We start from the raw sequence: 25370 nt of genomic DNA on the forward strand, positions 1-25370 counted from the left end.
AAATAAATTCTATAAGATATAGGATAAATCATTTTATATGTCAGACATAAAAGTATATAACGCACTAGAAAGGCCAACAACCTTACAAAAAAATGAGATTATTGATTTTCTTTATGATAATCTGGAGGAATACGGAGATCCTAAAGAACACATACTCAAAGCAATCAATTACTCCGTTAAAGAGTCCACTTCTTTTGGAGGCTTTACCTTGGTATTGTCAGAATCCAACAAAATTCTTGGCGCGGTAATCGTAAATCAAACGGGAATGGGCGGATACATTCCTGAAAATATTTTAGTATACATTGCAACACACAAAGAACATCGAGGTGAGGGAATTGGTAAAAAACTAATGGAAGCAACCTTACTTCATGCCAGTGGGGATATCGCCCTTCACGTTGAGCAAAACAACCCGGCAAAATTTCTTTATGAAAAATTTGGTTTCACAAATCCTTATTTGGAGATGAGACTAAAACGTTAGTCAGGCTTTGGACATTCACTGGATAGACCTAAGTATATTTATTGTATACCTGCTTTTTATGCTTGGAGTGGGGGTGTATTTTTTAAACAAAAATGAATCGGACGATGATTATTATGTCGGTGGACGAAAGATGTCGGCCGGTCATATTGGTTTGTCAGTAGTGGCCACAGATGTAGGTGGCGGTTTTTCAATTGGCCTCGGTGGCTTGGGATTTGTCATGGGTATTTCGGGAAGTTGGATGTTGTTTACCGGATTAATCGGTGCATGGCTAAGCGCAGTATTTTTAATCCCTCGAATATATCCAATTGCTAATGAGAAGAATTTTTTAAGCTTCCCTCAGGCCTTATCACATTTCTATAATGATCGTGTTGCATTTATTGCCGGTATTATTTCCTTAATCGGATACATCGGCTTTACGAGTTCTCAAATTCTCGCCGGAGCTAAACTGGCTTCGTCAACCTTCCCTTCAATAAGTATTCAAAACGCCGTTTTAATTATGGGGGTGATTGCGGTGGCCTATACGGTGATTGGTGGAATTAAAGCAGTGATTCATACCGATACAATCCAATGGATAATTCTAATGGCAGGTCTTGTCCTCATTGGTATTCCCATAGGTTATATGAAGCTGGGTGGCTGGGCTGGTATTAGGGATTTTCTCAGTCCTGGAGACCTTTCATTAAGCAATATTTCGATAAGTCAATTTTTTAATTGGGCGATTACGATTATTCCTATTTGGTTTGTAGGAATGACCCTTTACCAAAGGATTTATGCCTGTAAGGATGAAAAAACTGCAAAAAAGGCCTGGTTTATAGCCGGGGTCTTCGAGTGGCCGCTAATGGCATTTATGGGTGTAGTGCTCGGGTTTTTTGCAAAGATTGCATTTCAAAAAGGCATGTTTACCGCATTGGGCTTTCCTCCTGGTTCTGAAATCGATGCCGAGTTGGGCTTGCCCATGTTTTTAAGAAATATACTTCCTATTGGAATGATGGGCCTCATGATGTCGGCCTATTTTTCTGCAATAATGTCCACAGCGGACTCATGTTTAATTGCCGCTTCCGGTAATTTTATTACCGATATCATGGGAAGTATTTCAAAAAAGAAAAAGAAGAATAGTATAAAATTCTCACAGCTTATTACGCTAGTCATTGGAATTCTGGCAATTTTATTGGCCACCATGATGCAAAATGTTCTGGAGTTAATGCTTTATTCCTATGCTTTTATGGTTTCCGGTCTTTTTGTCCCGGTTCTCGGCTTATTGGTATTAAAAAAACCGAATTCATTGGCCGCATTGTACGCCATGATTTTTGGAGGATTAACAACTCTGGTGTTAATTCTTTCTGATATCGACCTGCCTTGGGGTTTGGATGAAAACTTTTTTGGGATTAGCCTATCTGCATTAATTTTTATTATCATATCACTTGTAAATAACAAATAGAGTGAAGGACATTATAAAACACAGAAAACATCTTCATCAACATCCGGAATTATCAGGACGGGAATACAAAACCGCTGATTATATTTCTAATGTCATGAATTCCTTTTCGCCCGATGAGGAAATAGAATTAGCTGAAACAGGAAAAGCTTATATTTTCCGCGGCAATGAAGAAGGCCCTTGCGTATTATTTAGAGCTGAACTGGATGCATTACCCATAAATGAAGAAGATAACTTAGAACACAAATCAAATAATGCCGGGATTGCCCACTCATGCGGCCATGACGGTCATATGGCCATTTTACTTGCTTTGGCTAAATACATTTCTGAAAAAAGACCGAAAAAAGGTAGAATTATAATCCTTTTTCAACCGGCCGAAGAAACAGGCCAGGGCGCTAAAAATGTAATTGCTGACAAGGCCTTTTCAAAAATAAAACCAGATTTTGCTTATTCACTTCACAATATTCCGGGGAGACCCAAACACAGTATAATTGTAAAAGACAGAAGTTTCGCTTCCGCTTCAAAAGGCCTAACTCTCAAATTATATGGAAAAACATCTCATGCAGCAGAACCAGAAAATGGAGTTAACCCTTCAGTTGCCATTTCAAAAATAATATTACAACTGGACGAAATTCTCAAAGCAAGTGTTTATGAAAAGCTTGTTTTAATAACAATTGTGAATATTCATGTCGGTGAAATTGCTTTTGGTACATCCGCGGGTTATGGTGAACTTAGAATGACATTGCGAGCATTTCGCGATAGAGACATGAAAATCCTCACTGAAAAAACCGAATTTTTGATCAAGGATATAGCCAAAGATGAAAGTTTGCGTATTGATATTTCTTATTCTGAAGTTTTTCCTGCCACTACCAATAATGACGATTGCCTCGAAATCATAAAAAATGCAGCTGAATTTTATAACTTAAGCCTTATTGAGCGTTCAGAACCATTTAAATGGTCAGAGGATTTTGGCTACTTCTCTGAAATATGTGATTGTGGATTTTTTGGATTGGGATCAGGAGAAAATCAGCCATCTCTTCACAACCCCGACTACGATTTCCCTGATGAAATTATTGAAACCGGAGCTAAAATGTTTTTAAAAATTAGTGAAAATTACAATTATTAATAATGCGGGGTACATCTAACATTCTGCTTTCAAAAAGTGCAGTTGAAACCAATGTAAACTTTGTTCGGCAAAAAATGGGTGCTGACATTCGAATTTCAGCAGTGGTAAAAGCCAATGCCTACGGTCATGGAATAGAACACATGGTCCCACTTTTTGAACAAAATGGAATTGATCATTTTTCTGTGTTTGATTATACCGAAGCCATGAGGGTGCGATTGGTTACTAAATCCAATTGTGACATAATGATCATGGGTTGGATATCTGATGAAGACATCCACGATACACTTGTGCAGGGATTTGAATTTTTTGTTTTTAATCCTAAAAGATTAAAACTGGCTGTTAACCATGCAAAAGAATTGCAATGCAAAGCGAAAGTCCACCTGGAAATTGAAACCGGTATGAATCGAGTCGGTCTTTTAAAAGAAGAAATCGATGAAGTGGTTGAAATCATTCAGGAGAACAAAAAACATATAGAAATCAAAGGGCTTTGTACACATTTGGCCGGTCCTGAGAGCATTTCCAATTACAAAAGAATTATACGTCAATTAAAAAAATACAATGCTGTTTTGAGCAATATGAAATCACTCTCGATTGTGCCGGATTATCGTCATGCTGCTTGTTCTGCTGGTGCATTTAATTATTCTAAGGCCCGCTTTGATTTAGTTAGAATGGGAATTATGCTATATGGATTTTGGCCAAGCAATGAATCGCTAATTCTCTATGTGCAAAACAGAAAAGATAAAACGGACCCACTTAAAAGAGTAATTACCTGGAAAAGTAAAGTGATGTCTGTTAATCATATCGGAGAAGGGGAATTTGTCGGTTATGGGGTTTCCTACCTTACGCAAAGAGATATTAGTACAGCTATAATTCCCATTGGTTATTCCATGGGTTATAATCGATCGCTTAGCAATAAAGGCAGAATTTTAATTCACGGACATTCCTGTGATATTATCGGTGTCATAAATATGAATATGATAATTGCCAACATAACTGACGTTCCAGATGTTCAAATTGGAGATGAAGTTGTAATAATAGGAAATCAAGGTGATCAGGAGATCAAGGTGTCAGCATTTACAAATTACAGTGATGAATTAAATTACGAAGTTTTGGCCCATTTGCCCGAAAATATTAAAAGAGAGGTAGTCAAATAAAAATATGGCTTTTATCACATTAGATAAAGAAAAACTAAAAAAGAATTATACGGCTTTGGAGAATGTTTTCAGTCCCCGAAACATAAAGTGGGCCGTTGTTTCAAAACTGCTTTGTGGTGAAAAAATATTTCTTGAACAGCTTTTGGAACTTGGGATAAGAAACTTTTGCGATTCACGTGTTTCGAATCTTAAAACCATAAAATCGCTCAATCCCGATACCGAAACTATTTATATAAAACCACCACCCAAACGCTCAATTCCCGCTGTGGTCAAATATGCGGATATCAGTTTTAATACCGAAATCGATACGATTGAAATGTTGTCTGAAGAGGCCAAAAAACAAGACACGCTTCATAAAATCATTATTATGATAGAACTGGGGGAGTTGAGAGAGGGTGTCATGCGGGATGATCTTTTAGAATTCTATGAACGTATTTTTAAACTGCCGAACATTAAAGTAGTTGGCATCGGAACCAACCTTACCTGTATGTATGGCGTTCTGCCAAGTCATGATAAATTAATTCAATTATCACTTTACAAACAATTAATTGAAGCGCGATTCGATAGAAAGATAGATTTTGTGTCAGGGGGTTCATCTGTTTCCATTCCATTAATTTTTGAAGGGTTGCTCCCTGCAGGAGTCAATCACTTTAGAGTTGGTGAAACGCTTTATTTAGGCACGGATGTTTATCATAACCGCACATTTAAAACCATGGAACACGATGTGTTTCAGTTATATGCAGAAATAATTGAGCTCATTGAAAAACCCAAAGTTCCGCTCGGAGAATTCGGTGAAAATCTTTTGGGTGAAACTAAAAAATTTGACGATGCCTATTCCGAAACATCTTATCGAGCCATCATCGATTTGGGCCTTTTAGATATTGATGAAAACCATATTAAAATCAAAAACAAAGAATTAAAGATTGTCGGAGCTTCCTCGGATATGCTGGTAATTGATTTAGGTAAAAATGAGCAAAACTATCAGGTAGGCGATCTGCTCGAATTTGAAATGGATTACTTTGGTGTGCTCAGAATAATGAATTCCAAATACATTGAGAAAAGGGTAAAATAAAATTCAATTATTGCTCAAAATTGTATTTCTAGCCAAAAACATTAATGTTATAAGGCAATAAAAAAGGTGTTTTCGAAACACTATCAAAAACACCTCTTCAAAAAAATGCTGTTAACTTTATTTAATTTCAACCATTTCAATATCAAAAATTAACTTTTTCCCTGCCAATGGATGATTGGCATCCAGGGTTATCGATTCGGCGTCTGCATCTGTAATTACCGCGGGAATTTGCTGTCCGTTTGATTGGTTAATAGATAGCTGTGTTCCTATTTCGGTTGGAATATCATTGGGCACATCTGACTTTGGAACCTGTAATATTCTTTCTTCTGATCTTTCACCATAAGCTTCCTTTGGTTCCAATGAAACTGTCGTTTTATCTCCAATAGCCATGCCCATGACTGCATTTTCAAATCCTTTTATCATCTGACCTTCACCTAACTTAAATGAAAGAGGTTCTCTGTTTTCTGAGGAATCAAATACAGTTCCATCTTCTAATTTTCCCGTATAATGAACTGCAACTGAATTTCCTGTTTCTGCTTTTGACATAATTTATCTTTTTATTAAACCACAAAGTTAAGGCAATTCAAAAGGGCATAAAAAAATAAATGAAATTATGTAATTTATAGCTATCTCTTTTTGAAAGACTTATATCTTACATAAGAATTAAAAGAACAACTATGAAAAAAGTAGGAATTATCGGATCCGGAATTGTAGCAAAAACATTGGCTGCAGGATTTTTAAAATATGACTATGATATAATGATGGGTACCCGAAATCCCGAAAAACTGGAAGATTGGAATTCCAAAGAAGGTAATGGAGCACAAATAAGCAATTTTAAAAATGCCGCAGAATTTGGAGAACTATTGGTACTTGCGGTCAAAGGAAGCGCTGCAGAAAGCATGATTAAAGATCTTAGAAATGAGATAAAAGGTAAAACAATTATTGATACTACGAATCCAATTGAAGATGTCCCTCCTGTAAACGGTGTTTTAAAATTCTTCACTAATCTTGATGCCTCCCTGATGGAAAATTTAAAATATATTGCTCCAGAAGCCCATTTTGTTAAAGCCTTTAATTCTGTAGGAAGTGCGCTAATGGTAAATCCTGAATTGAGTTTAAAACCAAGTATGTTTATCGCCGGAGATAATGAGAATGCAAAAGAAGAAGTGAAAACTATATTGGATCAGTTTGGATGGGAAAGCGTAGATATGGGAAAAGCCGAAGCAGCAAGGGCTATAGAACCCTTATGTATTTTATGGTGTATTCCCGGTTTTATTGATAATCAATGGACACATGCATTTAAGCTTTTGAAAAAATGAAATTTCCGATTTTAATTTTCCTGGAATAATGCGTACACCTCTACATCCACAATTTCTGCAATTTTACCTTCTACTGCTTTTGGGATCTTAATATTATAATCTGCAAGGGCTACTTTGAAGTTCGACCTGACGCCCACAATGCCATGTTTGATGACAAGGTTAACCGGAATATTTTGTTCCACTGAAATGCCGTGAATTGTAAGCTCTCCTTTGGTCATTATTTCAGTTGAACCTTCTTTCATTAAATCATAATTCCCAACAATTTTGCCCGAATAGGTTGCCTTCGGAAAACTATGTGATTCCATATAGTTTTCATTAAAGTGCTCTCTTTGCAATGGGCTATTAAAACCTAAAAATGAAATCATAGGAATTGATATTGCAAATTGATTTGTTTTCCTGTCCAGTATTCCCGCAAGTTCTGTTGAATGGGCTCTGATTACTTCAAGTTCGGCATTGGAGTGAAAATCCACTCTTCCTTTGGTAAGCCTTATCTTACTCTTGTCAATGCTCTGAGCTGTGCTTTCAATAGGCTGGAATAAATTGAGACAAAATAGTATGAATATAAGAAATCTTAATACTGGCATGTTTGTAGGGTTTTCCAATTTATTAAAAATAAAGCCATTAATTTAGAATGTTGCAATGATGTTTGATATTTTAATAAATTGAGATGTTTGTGTTTTATATCATTACTCAACTAAGCGCAATCAATTAAAATTAAAAAATCCATTTTTGAAATGAACAGCAGTACATATACTGGTGTTATTTCTCTCAGACTGGGATACTCATGAAAATAGGTTTTTACGGAGCAACAAGACAAGTGACGGGCAGCATGTTTCTATTGGAATTTGAAAATGATTTTAGATTGTTGATTGACTGTGGGCTTGATTTTGATAAAAACAGGGACAAGAATCAGAACAAACGTCTTTTTGAATTTGAAGCTTCGATGATCAATGCAGTAGTTCTTACGCATGCTCATTTAGATCACAGTGGGAATTTACCAAATCTCCTTAAAGAAGGATTCGAGGGCAAGATTTACAGCACTCATGCAACATTTGACCTTTGTGACATTCTATTAAGAGACAGCGCTTCATTAAACAAAAAAGCCTATGACAGATTTAAAAAAGCGCAGTTCAAGCCCAAAAAGAAAATAATTTCCCTCGACCCTTATGCTTTGTATTTTGAAAAGGATGTTGAAAGAACACTTGATCATTTTCAAACAATAGACCCGGATAAAAAAATTAAAATCAACGACTCCATTTATCTAACTTTTCACACGGCAGGCCATTTGCTCGGTGCGGCTCATGTAGAAGTGGAATTTGAAGAGAAAGGCCAGAAAAAAACCATGGGCTTTTCAGGGGATATAGGCAGAAAGAATTACCCATTGCTTCAGGACCCTGTCAATCTTCCCGGCTCTCTGGATTATTTAGTCTGTGAATCAACTTATGGCAATAGGGAGCACAGCGACATGGAAAGCCCGGAAGAGGTTCTCAAAAAAATTATCTGCGAAACCTGTGTTGAAAAATCGGGAAGATTGGTTATCCCCGCATTTAGTATCGGCAGGACCCAGGCACTATTATATACGCTTCACAAACTTTCGGAAAGAGGTGACCTTCCTGAAATAAAAGTGTTTACTGATAGTCCTCTCGCTATGAAAAGCACAAAAATTTATGAATACTATACTTCATGGTTAAATGAAGAAGCAAGAGCATTTAAAAAAGAAAATGAATTTTTATTCGATTTTGATAATCTTATATATCTGGCGAGTACAGAAGAAAGCAGGGCTTTAAATAATCATACGGAACCCTGTATAATTATTTCTTCATCTGGTATGATTGATGGTGGAAGAGTGACTCAACACGTTTTGGCCAATATTACCAATCCCTATTGTACTATTATGATAATTGGCTATTGTACACCGGGAACTCTGGGCTATGATCTTATCATGGGACGAAAAATGGTTTATAATAATGGCCGCTCCTATCCGGTAGAGGCAAAAATATTTGTAACTGATGTTTTCAGTGGTCATGGCGATTTAAATGACTTAAAATCATTTGTTCAAAATCAATCGAAGGATTCTTTAAAGCAGATTTTTTTGGTTCACGGTGAACAAAAAGCCATGGATGATTTTAAAGATTCTCTTGAGGCAGCAGGCTATGACCAGGTAGTGATTCCTGAGAAATACCAAGAATTTGAAATTTAACTGGATATGAATCAAGTACCAATGTTCCCCTTATCCATAGTTCCTTTTCCTGGAGAACAGGTTAACCTTCACATATTTGAGGAGCGCTACAAACAATTAATTCTGGATTGTCATACTGAAAACAAAAACTTTGGTATCATTCCATACATAAAAGACATGCTTATGGATTATGGTGTTGAAATGAATCTCACTAAAATACACAAAGTGTATCCAAATGGAGAAATGGATATTCGCAGCGAAGGCTTGAGAGTATTTCGTGTAATTGAATTTTTTAAAGAAGCCAAATCAAAATTATATCCGGGGGCGATTGTGGATTATGCAGATAATATTGAAGATGAAGACTATGGCAAAAGAATATTGTTATGGGATCTATTACAGGAATTGTTTGATGTGCTCAATGTAAGAAGGAAATTTAACAAAAAACCCACTGATATTTCCACCTTTGAAATAGGCCATCATGTGGCTCTTCCGCTTGATGAAGAATACAAAATGCTCTTACTTGAAAAAGAAAGTGAAAGACAGGATTTCCTCATTCTACACTTGAAAAAAATAATCCCTACGCTTCAAAACCTGGAAGTTTCAAAGACTAAAATTAAGATGAACGGTCATTTCAGAAATTTAAAACCACCGCGTTTATAAAAAATCCCGCAAGTCCCCGTAATTAATACAGGGTGCGGGATTGGGATAGTTCGTAACCAAATGGTAATTGAAAGGCTGTAATTAAAAATACCTCTTTAGCACAATTAAACCTAACCATTGGTGTAATATTATAAGAGACCAAGACATACCTTTAATCTTAGTACTCTTTTTATGGATTCTTCTAATTGGTTTTTAAAGGCGCTTTTTTCGGTTAGTGCCAATTGTAAATCCTTATTTAATTTTCGCTCATCCATTGGCATCAAAATCAAATCACACCCGGCTTGCGCCGCCAATAATGGGGCATTCCCAAATTCTTTCAATGCACCCATATTCATAGCATCGGTAATAATTATTCCTTCAAATTTCATTTCACTCCTCAAAAGATCACTTACAATATTTCTAGAACAACTCGCAGGTAATCCCCGTGTATCATATTTTTGATTGTTTTTGACAGCCAAATGAGCGACCATTATGCTCAATGCACCGGCGTCTATAAATGGTTGGTAATTTTGTACTTCTGTCATTTCTCCATCTATAAACACTAGCTTTTCATGCGTATCTCCCTTTACATTTCCGTGACCGGGAAAATGTTTGATCGTAGACACAATTTCCATATCCTGACTCATTTCCATAAAGGCCATTGCCAGGTTAACTACTTGAAGAGGATCGCTTCCATAGCTTCTGTTTCCAATGGCCTCATTATCCTGACTGATATCAATAACCGGTGCATAATTGTGATTAATGCCAATATTTAACAATTCATTACTGATTTTTGCAGCTACTTTTCTGCTTGTTTCTACATTTGAAATGCTCGAGGTTTTGGGGACCTCCTCGGTTCCTTTAATCTTATAATTTAATAGACTGGGTTCCGCATCTGCACTAAAAATTTGAGGTGTGAGGTTTTCCTTTTTAGAAATTTCATTGATTTGTCTTACCAGGTCTGAAAAGCCTTCTTTGGTCCCGTTTAAAAGTAATACACCTCCCACCGTCTTTTCACGAACGAGGCCAATTACCTCTTCGTGGGGTTTGCCATATTTACCTGCAGCAGTAATTATCATTTGAGATGCCTTCTCCTTATTACTCATCTCGTTGAAGAGTTTATTGACTTTTTTGTCGAGTGCAGAGGATTCAATGTAATAATCCTTTAAACTGAAGCTGCTTTGTTCTCTGCTTTGGCAGGCAGTCGAATAACTGATTAATAAGAATATAATTAGTGGAATCGTATTATTTAGAAGTTTTTTCATGATCGTCAAAGATTCGAAAGCTAAAAAAAATAACTCAGACATATGTCATATTGCATAATTACCGTTTGTGTAAAAGCATTATGTTCAGGAATAATTATAACTTCAAATTAGAGTCAAATAAGGTCAAATGTTAAAAAATATTCTTATAACCGCCTGGAGAAATACCATAAGAGATAAGGGTTACAGTCTACTTAATTTGCTGGGTTTATCCGTGAGTATTATCGCCAGCTTATTACTGGTACTCTATATAAATCACGAGCTCAGCTATGAAAATTTTCATGAAAAAAGAGACAGAATATTTCGAATAGTATCGCATTTTCAGGAAAGAGACGATGAGTTTTCCTGGGCCTCAACCCAGCCTCCGCTTGGAAAACAGATTAAAGCAGATTATCCGGAAATAGAAGAATATGTACGGTTAAATGGTATTGGAAATAATACCAAATTAAAAATTGGCAATAAAGTTTATAATGAAGATGATCTTATCCTTGCAGACAGCACATATTTTGACATTTTCAGCCATACTTTTTTTGAAGGTGATCCGGCTTCCTGTTTGGATGAGCCCAATTCAATTGTTTTGACCAAAAGCCTTGCTGATAAATATTTCGGGGATGAGCCTGCATTGGGGAAAACAATAGAAGACAGCGATGGTGAATCATTAAAAGTAACAGGAGTAATTGAGGATTTGCCCCGAAATACACATATGGACTTTACAGGATTGGTTTCGCTTAATTCAATAGAAAATCTCGGGGGTGGATGGGGCTCTTTCTATTTGAGAACATTTATTTTATTAAAAGATAATGTCAACCCTGAAACATTCAAGTCCAAACTTCCGGAAGTAATTGTCAATTACGTAGACCCAATATTTGAGCAATACGGGGTAAAAGTAGAATATGAAATGCAGGTTTTATCGAGTATACATTTGTTTTCAAATACCGATGGAGAACAAGGGGGCGGAAGCATAGGATACATTTACATATTCTCAATTGTTGTTGTATTCATGCTGGCCATAGCAGCGATTAACTATATGAATCTTGCCACAGCAAGATCTGAACGACGAGCCAGAGAAGTCGGAATACGAAAAGTACTCGGTTCTTATAAATGGATGCTTATTCTTCAATTTATATCTGAATCTCTAATTCTGACATTGTCCGCATTGATAATAAGTTTAGCTTCCATTAAGTTTATTTTTCTGCGGCCATTCAATGCCATGACTTCGCGTGAGTTTTACTTTTCAGATATATTCCAAGCTGAAATTGTATTGAGCATTATTGCAATGCTATTTCTTCTGGGAATTCTTGGAGGAAGTTATCCGGCATTTTATCTTTCAGGATTTAAACCGGTAAAAGTTCTCAAGGGCCGTTTTGTCCACGGAAAAAATTCAGTTCCGCTTCGAAAAATTCTTGTTGTTGTTCAGTTTGCCATTTCTATTGCAATGATTATTAGTACCATCATTGTGTTTGACCAGTTGTCATTTTTAAGAAATAAAGACCTTGGTTTTGCAAAAGACCAGATATTGGTTGTCCCCTTTGGAGATCAGTCTATGGCAGAAAAATACGATATTCTTAAAAATGAATTGAGTCAAAATTCCGATATTATTTCGATGTCCTGTGCCATGTCTTCGCCGGGCCGTGGTTATCCAAAAAATCTTTTGCCGATTGAATCTAAAGATGGTTTTGTTGAGAAGGGCGTAAACTTTTATAGAGTAGACCAAGACTATATCCCCACTTTAGAGATTGAATTACTACAGGGGAGAAATTTTTCAAAAGACCTGGCTTCCGATTCAAACTCAGTGATTGTGAATCAACTTTTTGTAGATAGAATGGATTGGGATGAGCCCATTGGCAAAAGAATCCGTGTGAGTAGAGATGATGATGAACAAGTTGAATATTTGTATGTCATCGGTGTAATGGAAGATTTTCACCAGTTGAGTTTATATCAGGAATTAGAGCCCCTGGCATTTTTCTATGGTGAAAATTTGCCTTTTGTCCATATAAAATTCCATCCCGATAAAGTTAAAAGTGTACAAAAAAACATCTCTGAGATTTGGGAAAAAGTATATCCCAATCAGCCTTTTGATTCTTATTTTTTAGATCAGCGTTTTTTTGAATCTTATGAAGCGGATGAAAAACGATCCAAAGTATTTACCTTGTTTTCCGGCATTACCATCTTTATTGCTTGCATTGGCTTATTGGGATTGGCCTCTTATTCAGCAGAGCAGAAAACAAAGGAAATTGGAATAAGAAAAGTATTAGGTGCTAATGAGCGCAATATCATATTTCTTCTCACCAAAGAGTTTTTCATTTTGATATTTATTGCTCTTGGCATTGCATCTCTCGCTTCTTATTTCCTCATGAATAATTGGTTAAATGATTCATTTGTATACCACACTACTATTCATCCCAAGTCATTTCTATATGCCGGATTGATTGCTGTTTTTTTCGTTTTGATTACTGTTGGGTTTCAGGCATTTCGCGCTGCAAATAATAACCCCGTTGACGCATTACGGACAGAATAATTCTTTACATTGATTAGATTTACAATTCGCATTTGCATCAATAATAGCATTGGAAAAATCTAAACGTCGATTGGCCGCAATTATGTTCACCGATATGGTAGGCTATACTGCATTGGTGCAGGAAAATGAAAAAGAGGCAAAGAAAAGAAGAGAAAGACATAGGGCAACACAAAAAAACGCTACCGAAAAATTCAACGGGAATATATTACAATATTTTGGTGATGGTACACTCATCGTATTTGACAGCGCAGTGGATGCCGTCTTATGTGCTATTGAAATCCAAACTGAACTAAGTAAAGCACCGTCAATTCCCTTGCGGATCGGGATTCATACCGGAGATGTGGTGATTGAAGATGATGGTATTTTTGGCGATGGTGTAAATCTTGCCAGTCGGATTGAAACATTTTGCAAGCCTGGAGCAGTGTTCATTTCAAACAAAGTGCATGATGAAGTTAAAAACCAAAATGAAATACGAACCCGTTATTTGGGTCCTTTTGAATTTAAAAATGTTAAAAAACCAATAGATATTTTTGCCATTGTCGATGACAACATAACTGTGCCTGATGTTAAAGATTACATTTCAAATCGGGCCGACAAGGTTAAAAGCATTGCTGTGCTCCCCTTTGTCAATATGTCGCATGAGAAAGAAAATGAGTATTTCAGTGATGGCATATCCGAAGAAGTACTAAACGCCCTGACACGAATTAAGGGTTTAAAAGTAACATCCAGGACCTCTTCATTTGCCTTTAAAAATTCAAAAGAGGATATTAAGAGTATTGGAAAAACCCTTAATGTGAACACCATTCTTGAAGGCAGTGTCCGGCGGTCAGGAAAAAAAGTGCGAATTACCGCACAGCTGATAAATACTGAGGATGACTACCATTATTGGTCAGAAACTTTTAACAGGGAGTTGCTGGATATTTTTGAAATTCAGGATGAAATAGCTGAAAAAATAGCTTCAAAGCTTCAATCTGAAATTGACGAAGACAGAAGTCCGGGAGAAAATTCTGCGCACGTCAAAAATATGGATTCCTATAAATCCTATCTTCAGGGAATGCACCATTTTTATAAGTTCACTCCGGAAGATGCAAAAAAAGCAATAAAGCAATTTAAGGAAGCAATTGCAATTGATCCTGAATACGGCCCATCTTATGCAGCCTATGCGAGCTGCCTTACTTATTTGGGCTCTATCGGTCAAATGAAGCCAAAAGAGGTCTTCCCACAAGCCGAATCTATGGCTGTCAAAGCCATAAAGCTTAGTCCGGAAAATTCATTGAGTTATGTTGCCATCGGAATTATTAATCTTTTTTATAAATGGAATTTTCCTAAGGCTAAAAGTTATTTTGAGCAGGCCATTGAAGTCAATCCCAGTTCTTCAGAACCCTACACTTACCTGGGTTGGTATTATTTGATGATGGAAAACTTTACAAAGCATTTAGAGTACCAGCAAAAGGCATATGATCTTAACCCCATGTCTATTCAAAATTTGATGTATTTGGCCCAGGCCTATTTTGTTTCCAAAGACTATGAAAATGCCAGATCGCATTATCGAAAAATACTTGAAATGGAGCCCTCTACAAGGGGAGCCTATGAAGGGCTGGCCTGGATTGAACTGGCCAATGAAAATTATGACAAAGCCATTGAGTACTTTAAAAAGTACCGATCTTTTCTTACAGACCCATTAAAAGGTTGGACTGGCTTGGGTTTTGCATACGGCAAAGCCGGCTATACAAAAGAAGCAATTCAAGCACTGGAAAATACACATGAAAGACTGAAAAATGACGACTCCATAAGTCTGGATGTAGATTTTGCTATTATAAATGCCGGATTAGGCAGAATGGATGAAGCCTTTAATCATCTCAAAAATGCCCTTAAAAACAGGCTTGGAGGAATTATTTTTCTTAAAATTAATCCGATATGGGAGTTTGTAAGAAAAGACAAACGATTTCATGAAATCATCAAGGAATTTAACGAAAGTGTAATAGAATAATTAATAAAATTTATTTTTAGTCCGTCGTTTCAATAATCTCTTCTTCACTTTCACTTTTTTGCGTTTTTAGGATTTTATAAACCTCATCAAAAATCTCCGGTTTGTCAGCCAAAACAATAAGTTCATCCTCATCTTCGATAATGGTCGAGCCATTCGGAGTAATATAGCTATCCCCTCTCTTGATCATTGCTATTATTGCGCTTTTTGGAAAACCTAGTTCAACAATTTGTTTATCAACTGAATTGTCATTTGAGGAAATTAGGATCTCTTTCATTTCAGCTTTAGGAATTTCTGTTCTCAATAAATCAGTAGCGGTAATTTTTTTAGCTTTCTCAGGTAAAGCAACATGTAGCCATTTTGCAAATAGTGAAAGGGTGGTTCCCTGAATTAATACGGAAGTAACTGAAATAAAGAATACAATATTAAAAATCATATTTGCCTTATCAATGCCGGCCAAAAGAGGATAAGTTGCAAATACTATAGGTACAGCGCCACGCAAACCTACCCAGGATATATAAAATCTTCTTCTCATTTTCATTTTGAAGAAAACAAGACTGAGAAAAACACCTACCGGCCTTGCTATTACAATTAAAAAGATTGATATAAGGAGACCAATCCCAATGTATGGAATTATTTGTGTTGGAAAAACAAGCAATCCCAGGGTAAGGAAGAGTACAATTTGCATGAGCCATGCCAATCCATCAAACATTTTTAAAATTGTTTTTTTATGGATAAGGTCCTGATTTCCAAGATAAACTGCACATATATAAATAGCAAGGAAGCCATTTCCACCAATAAAATCAGTCGCTGAAAATGTTATGAACATCAATGCAATTACCAGGACAGGATAAAGCCCCTCAAAATCCAATTTGATTTTGTTGATGATGATTTTGCTAATCATTCCGAATGCAAACCCAACGATTCCTCCGAATAACATTTGTTGCAGAAACAATGGAATTACAGATAAGATGCCCTGATCCTGATTAATAACAAGCGTTAAAAATGCAAGTGTAAGCACATAAGCCATTGGATCATTACTACCGCTTTCCAATTCCAAAGTAGGGCGAAGATTTGTTTTTAATGCCAGGCTTTTTGAACGAAGAATAGAAAATACTGCTGCCGCATCTGTTGAAGAAACTATTGAGCCCAGCAGTAAGCTTTCATATATGGTAAAATCCGTAATCATCCATACGAAAAAACCAAGGGAAAGCGCCGTTAACAAAACCCCCAAAGTAGAAAGGGCAATTCCTTCTTTAAGAATAGGTTTAACAGCAGTCCAATTGGTATCAAGCCCTCCAGAAAACAAAATAAAGTTTAGGGAAACCACTCCAATGAATTGTGCAATTTTTGGATCATCGAATCGTATGCCACCGATACCATCCGACCCGGCCAGCATTCCAATTGCCAAGAAGAGTAATAAGGTAGGAACACCAAATTTGTAGGATGTCTTTCCGGCAAAAATACTTATCAGCAGTAATAAAGATCCAACCAGAAGAATATTTTCAATTGTTAAACTCATACAGCTTGTTCAATTTTTGCTCGCACAAATGTAACGCTTCTTTAATTGGAATTAATTAATTGACTTTTGTACTTAATTAATTTTTACGATTGATATCCTTGAAGATCCTGTCTCTTTTTTTTAACAATGCTGAATCCAAGATTCTTGATTTATAATGAGTGAAAACTGTGTCTGGTGGATTGGTTTTTCAATAAACCCTAGTTAGCATCAATTACATCTCCTCCCAGGTTTGACTTTTCCTTCAGGTGCGCGGGTTGACCTTTATAATAGAGTTTTCCCCCTGTTGTTGCCTGGGCATCGAGCATGTTTTCTGTTTTTACAAAAATCTCTCCTTGTGTAGTTGCTTTGGCCTTGAAGTTTTCAGAGTTTAGCTCATAGGCCTTGAGAGATGCATTGGTGCTTGAACTTGCATCTACAATTTTAGACTTTCCTTTTAAACTCAGACTTGCGCTGGTGCTAAGACTAATTTCTGTGTAATTATAATCGAGTTCCAAATCGCCTTTAGAAGAACTTGAAGCGTTTATTAAAAGGGCGTCTCCTTTAAGGGCTTTATCCGTTGAAACATTGCAATTGTCTTTTAATGTTAATTCCTTAAGGTTTTTGACATATACTTCTGCATAAACCTGGCCTTTTTCGTAAATACCGGTTTCCAGTTTTATAGAAAGCTCATAGGCTGACAATTCCGTCATCACCCTTGTTTCCGGCATATCACTAACATTTAATATTACTTTGTGAGCATCAGAATTAAATATTTTTACTTTAATGCCATCGCTCACCTCAAGTTTTTCGAAGGTGTCAAATTTTCTTTCGCTTTGATATTGTGCTTCAGCGATTACAAAGAATAATATTCCCAGTAAGGTTGTCGTTATCTTTTTCATATGTGAAAATTACGAATTATTGAATATATTGTTGCCTCAACAATCGAAGATTTCTGCCCATTTATCTTTAAAATTATATACAATGAAAGGTTTATTAGGAATAATATTACTCGGTCTGGTTTTAGTTTCCTGTCAAAATAAAGGCGGGAAGGAAGCCCCCAAATTCACAATAAACGGCCTTTTATCCAGCGCTGACTCCTCGATGGTTTACCTTATGTCGCGCGGCGATTCCTGGGAAATTAATGATTCTACAATTGTAAAAGATGGCTCTTTTGAATTCGCTGGCGAAGTTTTAGAGCCTGAAATGTATTATGTCCGTATTGGACAGAGTCGCAGAAACATGATTCCAATCTTTCTTGAGAACACTGATTTTACATTAAAAGGAGATTTCGACAGCCTTGATGAAATAAGTGTTAAAGGTGGGGCATTGCATTCCATTTATACTGATTATCAAAAAAGCCTAAAAACCTATGATGCCAGATTGAAAGCGCTTTACGATGATTATATGCTTGCAGATTCATTGGGAGATTTGGCTAAAATGGCGAAAATTGATACAATGTGGGAAGACCTTGACGATGAAAAAATGGCAAATATTAAAAATTATGCTTTTGAAAACAATACAAATGCTTTTGGCCCTTATCTCACTGTATCTTCTGAATTAAATTATAAAATGTCTCTCCCTGAGTTTGAAGAACTGTATTTGGCTTTTGATACCATTCTTGCGGGGTCAAAATATTACATTAAACTAAAAGATAGAATTAATACTCTGAAAAGCGTGGAAGTTGGTGTACAAATGCCTTCTTTTTCTCAAGAGGATACCAGTGGCAATATGATTAGCTCAGATAAGTTTAGAGGAAAATATTTACTAATTGATTTTTGGGCAAGCTGGTGTGGCCCTTGCAGACGGGAAAACCCCAATGTAGTTGCAATGTATAATGACTTGCACGATCAGGGTCCGGGGTTTGAGATTCTTGGAGTCTCCTTGGATGAATCCAAAGAAAACTGGATTAATGCCATTGAAGCAGATGATTTAAGCTGGCCACATGTTTCCGATCTTAAAGGCTGGTCCAATTCAGTGGCGGATCAATACGGAGTAATGAGTATTCCACATACAGTACTTGTAGATCCGGAAGGTATTATTATAGCCCACAAACTAAGAGGCGAAGAACTGCGCAATAAACTGGAATCTTTGTTAATGGAAAGCTGATTAAAATTCGCTACAGTATAGTAATTCTGGCGCTTTGTTTATTTCAGCGTATACAATTGCATTTTGAAGGTATTTTGATCCGAGTTCAATGGCAAAATTTCTTGTAATATTAAATACACACCAGCTTTCCTCGGGTTTCCAAAAATTTTGCTTCGATTTTCCTAATGCCGGATAGATTACATAGTCATTCTCGACTAAATCTTTTAGAAGTCTTAGATTTTGAATAAGATTATCTTCATAAGCACTTGGTACAGACCCTGGATTCCAGGCTGTAATAATTGAGTAATTCAGCCAGGTTTGCTTTTCCATTTCATAGTCAAGGCGTGAATTTATCACCCCGATTTTTACTGTCAATTCTAAAGGAAGAATATGATAGTCTGTTTCTGTATATGCCTTGATCAATTTTGAATCCATGATCCTATCCTGTATATCAAATTGGTTTGTGCTGTACTTATTTTACGCTAATGGATGAAATAAAGATTACAGATTTCACCTATAATGTCCTTGCATGTAAGAGAATCATTGAAATTGTCTCATTATGCATCAATGTACGAGAATCAGAAAGTCCGCCTCTAAAGCTTAATTCATTGGAATTTCAATTATCAATAGCTCGGAGTCTTGCAAAAGCTGAACCCCGATTTCTTCACAATCGGCGATTGCTGCAGCATCTCTTTTAGATAATATGGCTTCGTTAATCTTGACTTCACCTTCAATAACTAATATATAAACGCCATTTCCTCTATTATGTATGGTATAGTTCGCTGAATTTCCTTTTTCAAAATGTCCCAGGGAAAACCATGCATCCTGATTTATCCATAAAGCATCATCATTATCCGGTGCCACAACTGTTTGCCATTTGTTTACTCTTTCATTTATCGAAAATTTCTTTTGGTCATGTCGCGGTTCAATATTTTTATCTTTCGGAAGCACCCAAATTTGTAAAAAATTGACATTTTCACTTTTGGAGGCATTGTACTCAGAGTGGGTAATTCCCCTACCTGCTGACATAATTTGAACATCTCCTGTATTGATAATTCCCTCAGTGCCCGTACTGTCACGGTGAGCAAGTGCACCTTTTAGGGGTATGGATACTATTTCCATATTATTATGAGGATGGGTTCCAAAACCTGCCCCGGCAGCAACCACATCGTCATTTAAAACCCTCAACAAGCCAAAGCCTATTTTATCAGGATTGTAATAATGTGCAAAACTAAAGCTGTGATGAGTATCCAACCATCCGTGATTGGCATGCCCCCTGCTTTCTGATTTGTGTATTTCTATATGCATACTTTATTGATTAAATTCTTCAAAAAATACTTTCTTTTCAAGCCTCTTCCTTCTTTGCTGTGAAAGCTCCTTTTGTTTCAAAGCCTCATCCAAGATTTCAGGATCTCCACGAAATCCGATTGCAAGAACGCTCATTACCTGATATGGGCTCTTGATTTTGAATGATTCGCCTACTTTATCAACGTCAAATCCCCCCATTTGATGAACATTTAATCCCAACCTCTCTGCTTCAAGTGATAAAAATGCCACCGATTGCCCCAAATCATATTGAGCAAATTTATTGAACTTGCCGTTGCGTTCAAGTTCTGTAATTGAAAGTGTCAATATCAAAGCGCCTGCATTTTTTGCCCAGGAAGAATTTCCACTGCTCAAAGACTCCAATATCAATTCAAAATTTTTACTCCCTTTTAAGCCTACAATAAATGCCCATGGCTGTTCATTGTAACTTGATGGTGCCCAACGTGCCGCTTCTAGTACTTGAAGAATAGTATCTTTCTCAAGTTTTTTAGCTGCAAAGGCTCTTCCGCTCCACCTGCTGGCTATTTCATCTAATAGTTCAAAATTTAAATCCTCTTTAATCTTCATCTTTTTATTCATTGTCTTATGTATTAATGCAAAATGAGCACAAACTGTTGCATAAAGAATTAAATATGTTTTTTTCAACCATTATTTTGTCAGTAACAAAAATACTATGATATTTGCAGCTTGATTTTTTTAGATGGACGAGTTCCATCATCATGTTGAAATAAAATACAATGGCAGTAAAAATTAGACTGAAAAGAAGAGGCCGTAAAAAATTGGCCATGTTTGATGTAGTAGTCGCCGACTCCCGCTCTCCAAGGGATGGAAAATTTATCGAAAGAATAGGCACCTACAATCCCAATACCAACCCCGCAACTATAGAACTCAACGAAGACAAAGCATTTGACTGGGTCATGAAAGGTGCACAACCTACAGATACAGTTAGAGCTATGTTGTCTTATAGGGGTATTCTGTTGAAAAAGCATTTGCAAATCGGTGTGTTAAAAGGCGCAATTTCTCAGGAAGATGCTGATAAAAAGTTTGATACCTGGTTGAAACAGAAAGAAAAAGCCATTGAGAATAAGAGAACAGGCCTTGCAGAAGCAGAAGAGAAAATGCGAAAAGACAGAATCGCTGCAGAGAAAAAAGTTAATGAAGCTCGTGCTGAAGCTTTAAGGAAGAAAAAAGAAGAAGCTGTAGAAGCACTTAAAGAAGAGATTTCTGAAGAGGCGGAAGAAAGTGAATTGTCAGAAGAGGCGGAAGAAGCGGTTGCACAAACTGAAGCCCCCACTGAAGCAGAACAGGAAAAAGCTGAGGAGAAAGTAAGTGAAGAGGTTAAAGCTGAAGCCCCTGCAGAAGAGGAAAAAGAAGAAACTAAAGCTGAAGCAGCAGTAGAAGAAAAGAAAGAAGAGACTGAAGCTCCGAAAGAGGAGAAGAAAGAGGAAGTTAAGGCTGAAGCTCCTGCAGAAGAGAAAAAAGAAGAAGCTCAAGAAGATAAAAAGGACTAAGCTCCTAAATTGTAATGGATAGCGACCAATTTTTTAAAATCGGTCATATCTCCAGAGTTCACGGAAATGACGGTAAGGTATACATTAAACTGGATGTAGATCAACCCGAGCATTATGAAGAAATGGAATCGGTTTTTCTCGACCTGGAGAATAAGCCGGTTCCTTTTTTTATTGAATATATTAGACAGACCCCCAATGGGCCATTAATCAAATTTGAAGATATTCATGACCGTGATGAAGCGCAGCGTTTTGTCGGGGCATCTCTTCTATTACCTATAGATGAACTTCCGGATCTCGACAATGGCCGTTTTTATTTCCACGAACTAATTGGAGCCCAATTGCTTGACAGAAAAGAGGGTGCATTAGGAACTATCCAGTTGATTTATGATCAGACCAGCCAGATTCTTTTAGGTGTCGACAAGAACGGGGCGGAAATACTTGTTCCGCTTGTTGATGAATTTGAGCCCTACTTTCAAAGAAAAAAGAATGTCCTGGAAATGAACTTGCCGGAAGGATTGAGTAATATTAATGCCTCGATAACAGATGCGAATTGATATAATCACATGCTTGCCAACCATACTTGATAGTTATTTCAACCAGTCTATCATTAAAAGAGCCAGAGAGAAAAACCATGTTGATCTACAGGTTCATGACTTGCGTGTCTATAGCAATGATAAACACAAAAAAGTAGATGATTATGCTTATGGTTTTGGTGCGGGAATGGTGCTGCAAATCCAACCGATTGACGATTGCATTTCTAGTTTAAAATCAAAACGCAATTATGATGCAGTGATATATTTATCTCCTGATGGGAGCGTATTTAATCAGGGATTGGCCAATGAATGGTCGACAAAATTTAAAAATATAATATTGCTTTGTGGTCATTATAAAGGTGTAGATGAGCGGGTAAGAGAACACCTAGTTGATTTTGAAATAAGCATAGGTGATTATGTGCTATCCGGAGGAGAGTTGGCTGCTGCTGTTGTTTCCGATGCCCTGATTCGCCTCATTCCCGGTGTTCTTAACGATGAAACTTCGGCATTGAGTGATTCTTTTCAAGATGATCTTATTGCGCCCCCGGTATATTCCAGACCAGCAGAATACAAAAGTTGGAAAGTCCCTGAAGTTCTAAAATCCGGCAATCAAAAAAAGGTTGAGGAATGGAATTTGAATATGGCACTGCAAAGAACCAAAGAAAGAAGACCCGAATTATATCAAAAAATAATAAATCATAAGGATAAATAGTTCTTTAAAAGTTAAATTTTCTATATTTGCAGTCCGTTTTTGGAAATGGCCACAATACGTCAGTTATGAACGAAATAATAAAACTTGTAGAGAAAGAATTAACACCTGATACCAGGGAGAATTTCCCAAAATTTTCAGCCGGTGATACTATCAATGTTCACGTGAAAATTAAAGAGGGAAACAAGGAAAGAATTCAGCAATTCAAAGGAACTGTAATTCAAAGAAAAGGCGAAGGCAGCAATAGCGAAACTTTTACTGTTAGAAAAGTGTCAAATGGTGTTGGAGTAGAAAGAATTTTTCCTGTTTTGTCACCGGCAATTGATAAAATTGAATTGGTAAGAAAAGGAAAAGTAAGAAAATCCAGAATTTACTACATGAGAGGAAGAGCAGGTAAGGCGGCACGAATTAGAGAGAAAAGAGGATAATATCCTCAGTATAATATTAAAACCCCGGCCAACACCGGGGTTTATTTTTTTACCAGCTTTCTAAGTACTGGCTCTTTTCCATTTTCAAATAGTTTTATAATGTAAATGCCACTTGTCAGGTCTTCAAGATTAATAATTTCTTCTCTCGAGACCTCCTTTTTAAGTAGGCGTTTGCCGTTCAGGTCGAAAATTTCAACTGTGCCTCCTCCTATTTCACCCTGATAGTTTAATACCTCAGCAAAAGGGTTAGGGTAAAAATAGTTTATCTGCTCTTTTTCAATTTCCAATGGAGATAAACGGTTTACCACTATTGGCACATACTCTTTTCCCCAGATCTTATCCTGATACATAGATAAATACTGTATTTCGATACTATCGTTTAGTATTTGAGTGGCTTCGAAAAGAACGCCGTAGCGCTCACCAGGGAAAATCCTAAGAGTGTCGTTGATTATAACATTAGGCAACGCTCTACCATCAGAAGTAATTTGGGAAGTTGTGATTCCCTGAGGAAATAGGTATTGGTTAATTCCATAACCAACGTTCATCAATCTAAGAAGGATTTTTTCTCCTACATAAGCATTGTAAATTGAAGTTGAAGAATCTGCCTTTATGTCCTGTTTCGATTTGCCATTAACATGGAAGTAATCCGGTTCATAACTTGTAAAAGCACCGATAGAAGTATAGTCGTCGTGCCAGGATTTATCAACTTCAATATTTAGCCATTCAAAATCGCGATCATATGTTGGGCCTCCCGGATAAACCTCTTTAATATTATTTGCCAATCTCACTATTACTGCTCCGTACATGCCAAGTTGTAAATGCAATACGGTTCCTACATGACAGTGATATAAATAATTGCCCGATTGCGTCGCTCTGAAAGAATAGGTCCCTGTTTGGTTCGGTTGTATAAAAAATGAAGTAGATGGAACCCCGTCATTAGCCTGATCTACGTCCAAGCCGTGTAAATGAATTGTGTGTGCTTCAAAACTTGGATTAGTCATGTTAATAATGACCGAATCGCCCACGTTACAATAGATTGTGGGGCCGGGAAGAATTGCTTCTGTTGTGGTAGTATCATTTAGGTCTCTAAAACCCCAAAAATTCAGGGTGTCTCCAGTCCAAAGAAGTGAAATGCCGTCCATGCGTGATTCAAAATCATATTGAACGATACTTTGAGTTTGAGCAGCACTGAATACTGTTGTGAAAAGCAATATAGTTAATAGATACCTCATGGGTCTATATCCATCATCACCATCATGCCATTTGGATAATTCCCTCCGCCTGTAGTAGCTACCAGATTGTGATCGTGAACCGGGTATTTACCTTCCTGGTGTGGTATTAATAAATAGACCTGATATTCGGCAGATTTTATCGGAATGGAATCTTTCTTTCGTCCTACCAATTCAGGGCTTTTACTTGATTGCAAAATGTCCACATGATAACCATGAAAATGAATTGCATGGTACATAAAGCCGGAATTAATTACAAAAATATAAATTGTGTCTCCTACATTGCCTACGACTTTTGCTAAACTATCCTGTGAGATTTTTGGATGTGTCTGATCATTTATAGTGAAATAATCAGGATTAAAACTGTCGATATCGACACCTAGCCCATTCCCAATTGCAAGGTTGAAGTCGCTTTGCAATTCATTGAGATTCCAGATAAAATAATTTGTAGGATCATCCCACACCTTAATGAATGATTTGAGGCCAAGAAGCCGGTGTTTTTCCTGACTATCAAAAAAAGTAATTATCCTATTTGTGTCAGACTGTATGCTGAGTACCACTGAATCGAATGCTTGAATAATTCCGGTACTTAGAGATAATCCATCAATAACAATATTGTGTTGAGCAGTATCCTGGTTCAGAATTGTGAGTTCAAGTGTGTCTTCGGGCAATAATTCTATGAAATCGTTTTTGGGAGAAAAGGTGTCCGAGCTATTAAATGCCAGAAAAGAGAATGCGTTAAAACCCAAAGGGTGAAAGGAGATTTCACCTCGGTTTATATATAATTTGCTGCTTTTAACTTCGGCCTCAGCTTTAAATAAAAGCAAGGTAAATACCAATAAATACCAATACCTCTTTGACATTTGGTGTAAATTTACATCT

Annotated in this window: 25 protein-coding genes; 15 read left to right on the forward strand and 10 right to left on the reverse strand. The window is 36.8% G+C overall.

What is annotated here, in order from left to right; all coding sequences use genetic code 11:
- Positions 1-37: 37 nt before the first annotated feature.
- The 5 genes from HZR84_07530 to HZR84_07550 are packed head-to-tail and all read left to right on the forward strand — an operon-like array spanning position 38 to position 5262.
- A complete protein-coding gene (locus HZR84_07530) occupies positions 38-478 on the forward strand; it encodes a GNAT family N-acetyltransferase (protein ID QNL21792.1) in 441 nt (146 codons plus the stop codon).
- Positions 479-491: 13 nt separating this feature from the next.
- Positions 492-1913, forward strand: a complete 1422-nt coding sequence (locus HZR84_07535) for a sodium:solute symporter family protein (protein QNL23214.1) — start codon at positions 492-494, stop codon at positions 1911-1913.
- Position 1914: 1 nt separating this feature from the next.
- A complete protein-coding gene (locus HZR84_07540; GenBank protein QNL21793.1) occupies positions 1915-3036 on the forward strand; it encodes an amidohydrolase in 1122 nt (373 codons plus the stop codon).
- A gap of 2 nt (positions 3037-3038) precedes the next feature.
- Positions 3039-4190 (forward strand): alanine racemase, encoded by a 1152-nt coding sequence (gene alr, locus HZR84_07545; GenBank protein QNL21794.1) that lies wholly within the window; start codon positions 3039-3041, stop codon positions 4188-4190.
- 4 nt (positions 4191-4194) lie between these two features.
- On the forward strand, positions 4195-5262 hold the full coding sequence (locus HZR84_07550) for an alanine/ornithine racemase family PLP-dependent enzyme (GenBank protein ID QNL21795.1): 1068 nt from the start codon (positions 4195-4197) through the stop codon (positions 5260-5262).
- Between the two features lie 117 nt (positions 5263-5379).
- Here the strand turns inward: HZR84_07550 and HZR84_07555 are convergent, their stop codons facing one another.
- The gene (locus HZR84_07555) at positions 5380-5808 is read right to left on the reverse strand and encodes a peptidylprolyl isomerase (protein QNL21796.1); all 429 of its coding nucleotides are present in this window, start codon (positions 5806-5808) and stop codon (positions 5380-5382) included.
- 131 nt (positions 5809-5939) lie between these two features.
- Here HZR84_07555 and HZR84_07560 point away from each other — a divergent pair, with 131 nt between their 5' ends.
- On the forward strand, positions 5940-6581 hold the full coding sequence (locus tag HZR84_07560; GenBank protein QNL21797.1) for an NAD(P)-binding domain-containing protein: 642 nt from the start codon (positions 5940-5942) through the stop codon (positions 6579-6581).
- 11 nt (positions 6582-6592) lie between these two features.
- Here the strand turns inward: HZR84_07560 and HZR84_07565 are convergent, their stop codons facing one another.
- Positions 6593-7165: a YceI family protein gene (locus HZR84_07565; protein ID QNL21798.1), complete on the reverse strand. Its 573-nt coding sequence runs from the start codon at positions 7163-7165 to the stop codon at positions 6593-6595.
- 200 nt (positions 7166-7365) lie between these two features.
- On the opposite strand from HZR84_07565, the gene HZR84_07570 reads away from it, so the two are divergent.
- Entirely contained in the window at positions 7366-8781 is a 1416-nt protein-coding gene (locus HZR84_07570) for an MBL fold metallo-hydrolase (protein QNL21799.1), read from the forward strand.
- 6 nt (positions 8782-8787) lie between these two features.
- Positions 8788-9420 carry an LON peptidase substrate-binding domain-containing protein gene (locus HZR84_07575; GenBank protein QNL21800.1) on the forward strand — a complete coding sequence of 211 codons (633 nt, stop codon included), beginning with the start codon at positions 8788-8790 and terminating at the stop codon, positions 9418-9420.
- 128 nt (positions 9421-9548) lie between these two features.
- On the opposite strand, the gene HZR84_07580 is transcribed toward HZR84_07575, so the two are convergent.
- Positions 9549-10664: a glycoside hydrolase family 3 protein gene (locus HZR84_07580; protein ID QNL21801.1), complete on the reverse strand. Its 1116-nt coding sequence runs from the start codon at positions 10662-10664 to the stop codon at positions 9549-9551.
- Between the two features lie 127 nt (positions 10665-10791).
- Here HZR84_07580 and HZR84_07585 point away from each other — a divergent pair, with 127 nt between their 5' ends.
- Both HZR84_07585 and HZR84_07590 read left to right on the forward strand, forming a co-directional pair.
- Positions 10792-13179 carry an ABC transporter permease gene (locus HZR84_07585; protein QNL21802.1) on the forward strand — a complete coding sequence of 796 codons (2388 nt, stop codon included), beginning with the start codon at positions 10792-10794 and terminating at the stop codon, positions 13177-13179.
- A gap of 49 nt (positions 13180-13228) precedes the next feature.
- Positions 13229-15169, forward strand: coding sequence for a tetratricopeptide repeat protein (locus HZR84_07590; protein ID QNL21803.1), 1941 nt, complete (start codon positions 13229-13231; stop codon positions 15167-15169).
- Positions 15170-15185: 16 nt separating this feature from the next.
- On the opposite strand, the gene HZR84_07595 is transcribed toward HZR84_07590, so the two are convergent.
- Together HZR84_07595 and HZR84_07600 are read right to left on the reverse strand one after the other, a co-directional pair.
- A complete protein-coding gene (locus HZR84_07595) occupies positions 15186-16688 on the reverse strand; it encodes a potassium/proton antiporter (GenBank protein QNL21804.1) in 1503 nt (500 codons plus the stop codon).
- A 197-nt stretch (positions 16689-16885) separates the two neighbouring features.
- A complete protein-coding gene (locus HZR84_07600; protein ID QNL21805.1) occupies positions 16886-17566 on the reverse strand; it encodes a DUF2807 domain-containing protein in 681 nt (226 codons plus the stop codon).
- Between the two features lie 82 nt (positions 17567-17648).
- Here HZR84_07600 and HZR84_07605 point away from each other — a divergent pair, with 82 nt between their 5' ends.
- Complete coding sequence (locus tag HZR84_07605) at positions 17649-18773, forward strand: AhpC/TSA family protein (protein QNL21806.1); 1125 nt, start codon at positions 17649-17651, stop codon at positions 18771-18773.
- Here HZR84_07605 and HZR84_07610 read toward each other — a convergent pair whose 3' ends face one another.
- The 3 genes from HZR84_07610 to HZR84_07620 form a co-directional block, all read right to left on the reverse strand.
- Positions 18774-19187, reverse strand: coding sequence for a DUF3293 domain-containing protein (locus HZR84_07610; protein ID QNL21807.1), 414 nt, complete (start codon positions 19185-19187; stop codon positions 18774-18776).
- Between the two features lie 165 nt (positions 19188-19352).
- Entirely contained in the window at positions 19353-20060 is a 708-nt protein-coding gene (locus tag HZR84_07615) for a pirin family protein (protein ID QNL21808.1), read from the reverse strand.
- Positions 20061-20063: 3 nt separating this feature from the next.
- Complete coding sequence (locus HZR84_07620; GenBank protein ID QNL21809.1) at positions 20064-20657, reverse strand: nitroreductase family protein; 594 nt, start codon at positions 20655-20657, stop codon at positions 20064-20066.
- A 158-nt stretch (positions 20658-20815) separates the two neighbouring features.
- Here HZR84_07620 and HZR84_07625 point away from each other — a divergent pair, with 158 nt between their 5' ends.
- From HZR84_07625 to rplS, 4 genes are all read left to right on the forward strand, one after another.
- Entirely contained in the window at positions 20816-21589 is a 774-nt protein-coding gene (locus HZR84_07625; protein ID QNL21810.1) for a 30S ribosomal protein S16, read from the forward strand.
- Between the two features lie 14 nt (positions 21590-21603).
- Positions 21604-22143 carry a 16S rRNA processing protein RimM gene (rimM, locus tag HZR84_07630; GenBank protein ID QNL21811.1) on the forward strand — a complete coding sequence of 180 codons (540 nt, stop codon included), beginning with the start codon at positions 21604-21606 and terminating at the stop codon, positions 22141-22143.
- Complete coding sequence (gene trmD / locus HZR84_07635) at positions 22133-22834, forward strand: tRNA (guanosine(37)-N1)-methyltransferase TrmD (GenBank protein ID QNL21812.1); 702 nt, start codon at positions 22133-22135, stop codon at positions 22832-22834. The genes rimM and trmD overlap by 11 nt, the downstream gene beginning before the upstream one ends.
- A 65-nt stretch (positions 22835-22899) precedes the next feature.
- Positions 22900-23259, forward strand: coding sequence for a 50S ribosomal protein L19 (rplS, locus tag HZR84_07640; protein QNL21813.1), 360 nt, complete (start codon positions 22900-22902; stop codon positions 23257-23259).
- Between the two features lie 41 nt (positions 23260-23300).
- On the opposite strand, the gene HZR84_07645 is transcribed toward rplS, so the two are convergent.
- Both HZR84_07645 and HZR84_07650 read right to left on the reverse strand, forming a co-directional pair.
- Positions 23301-24491: a multicopper oxidase domain-containing protein gene (locus HZR84_07645; protein ID QNL21814.1), complete on the reverse strand. Its 1191-nt coding sequence runs from the start codon at positions 24489-24491 to the stop codon at positions 23301-23303.
- Positions 24488-25351, reverse strand: coding sequence for a multicopper oxidase domain-containing protein (locus tag HZR84_07650; protein ID QNL21815.1), 864 nt, complete (start codon positions 25349-25351; stop codon positions 24488-24490). The genes HZR84_07645 and HZR84_07650 overlap by 4 nt, the downstream gene beginning before the upstream one ends.
- Positions 25352-25370: the final 19 nt, after the last annotated feature.

Origin of the sequence: Hyphobacterium sp. CCMP332 (genome assembly GCA_014323545.1) — a bacterium.
In the GTDB taxonomy this organism is placed as follows: domain Bacteria; phylum Bacteroidota; class Bacteroidia; order Cytophagales; family CCMP332; genus CCMP332.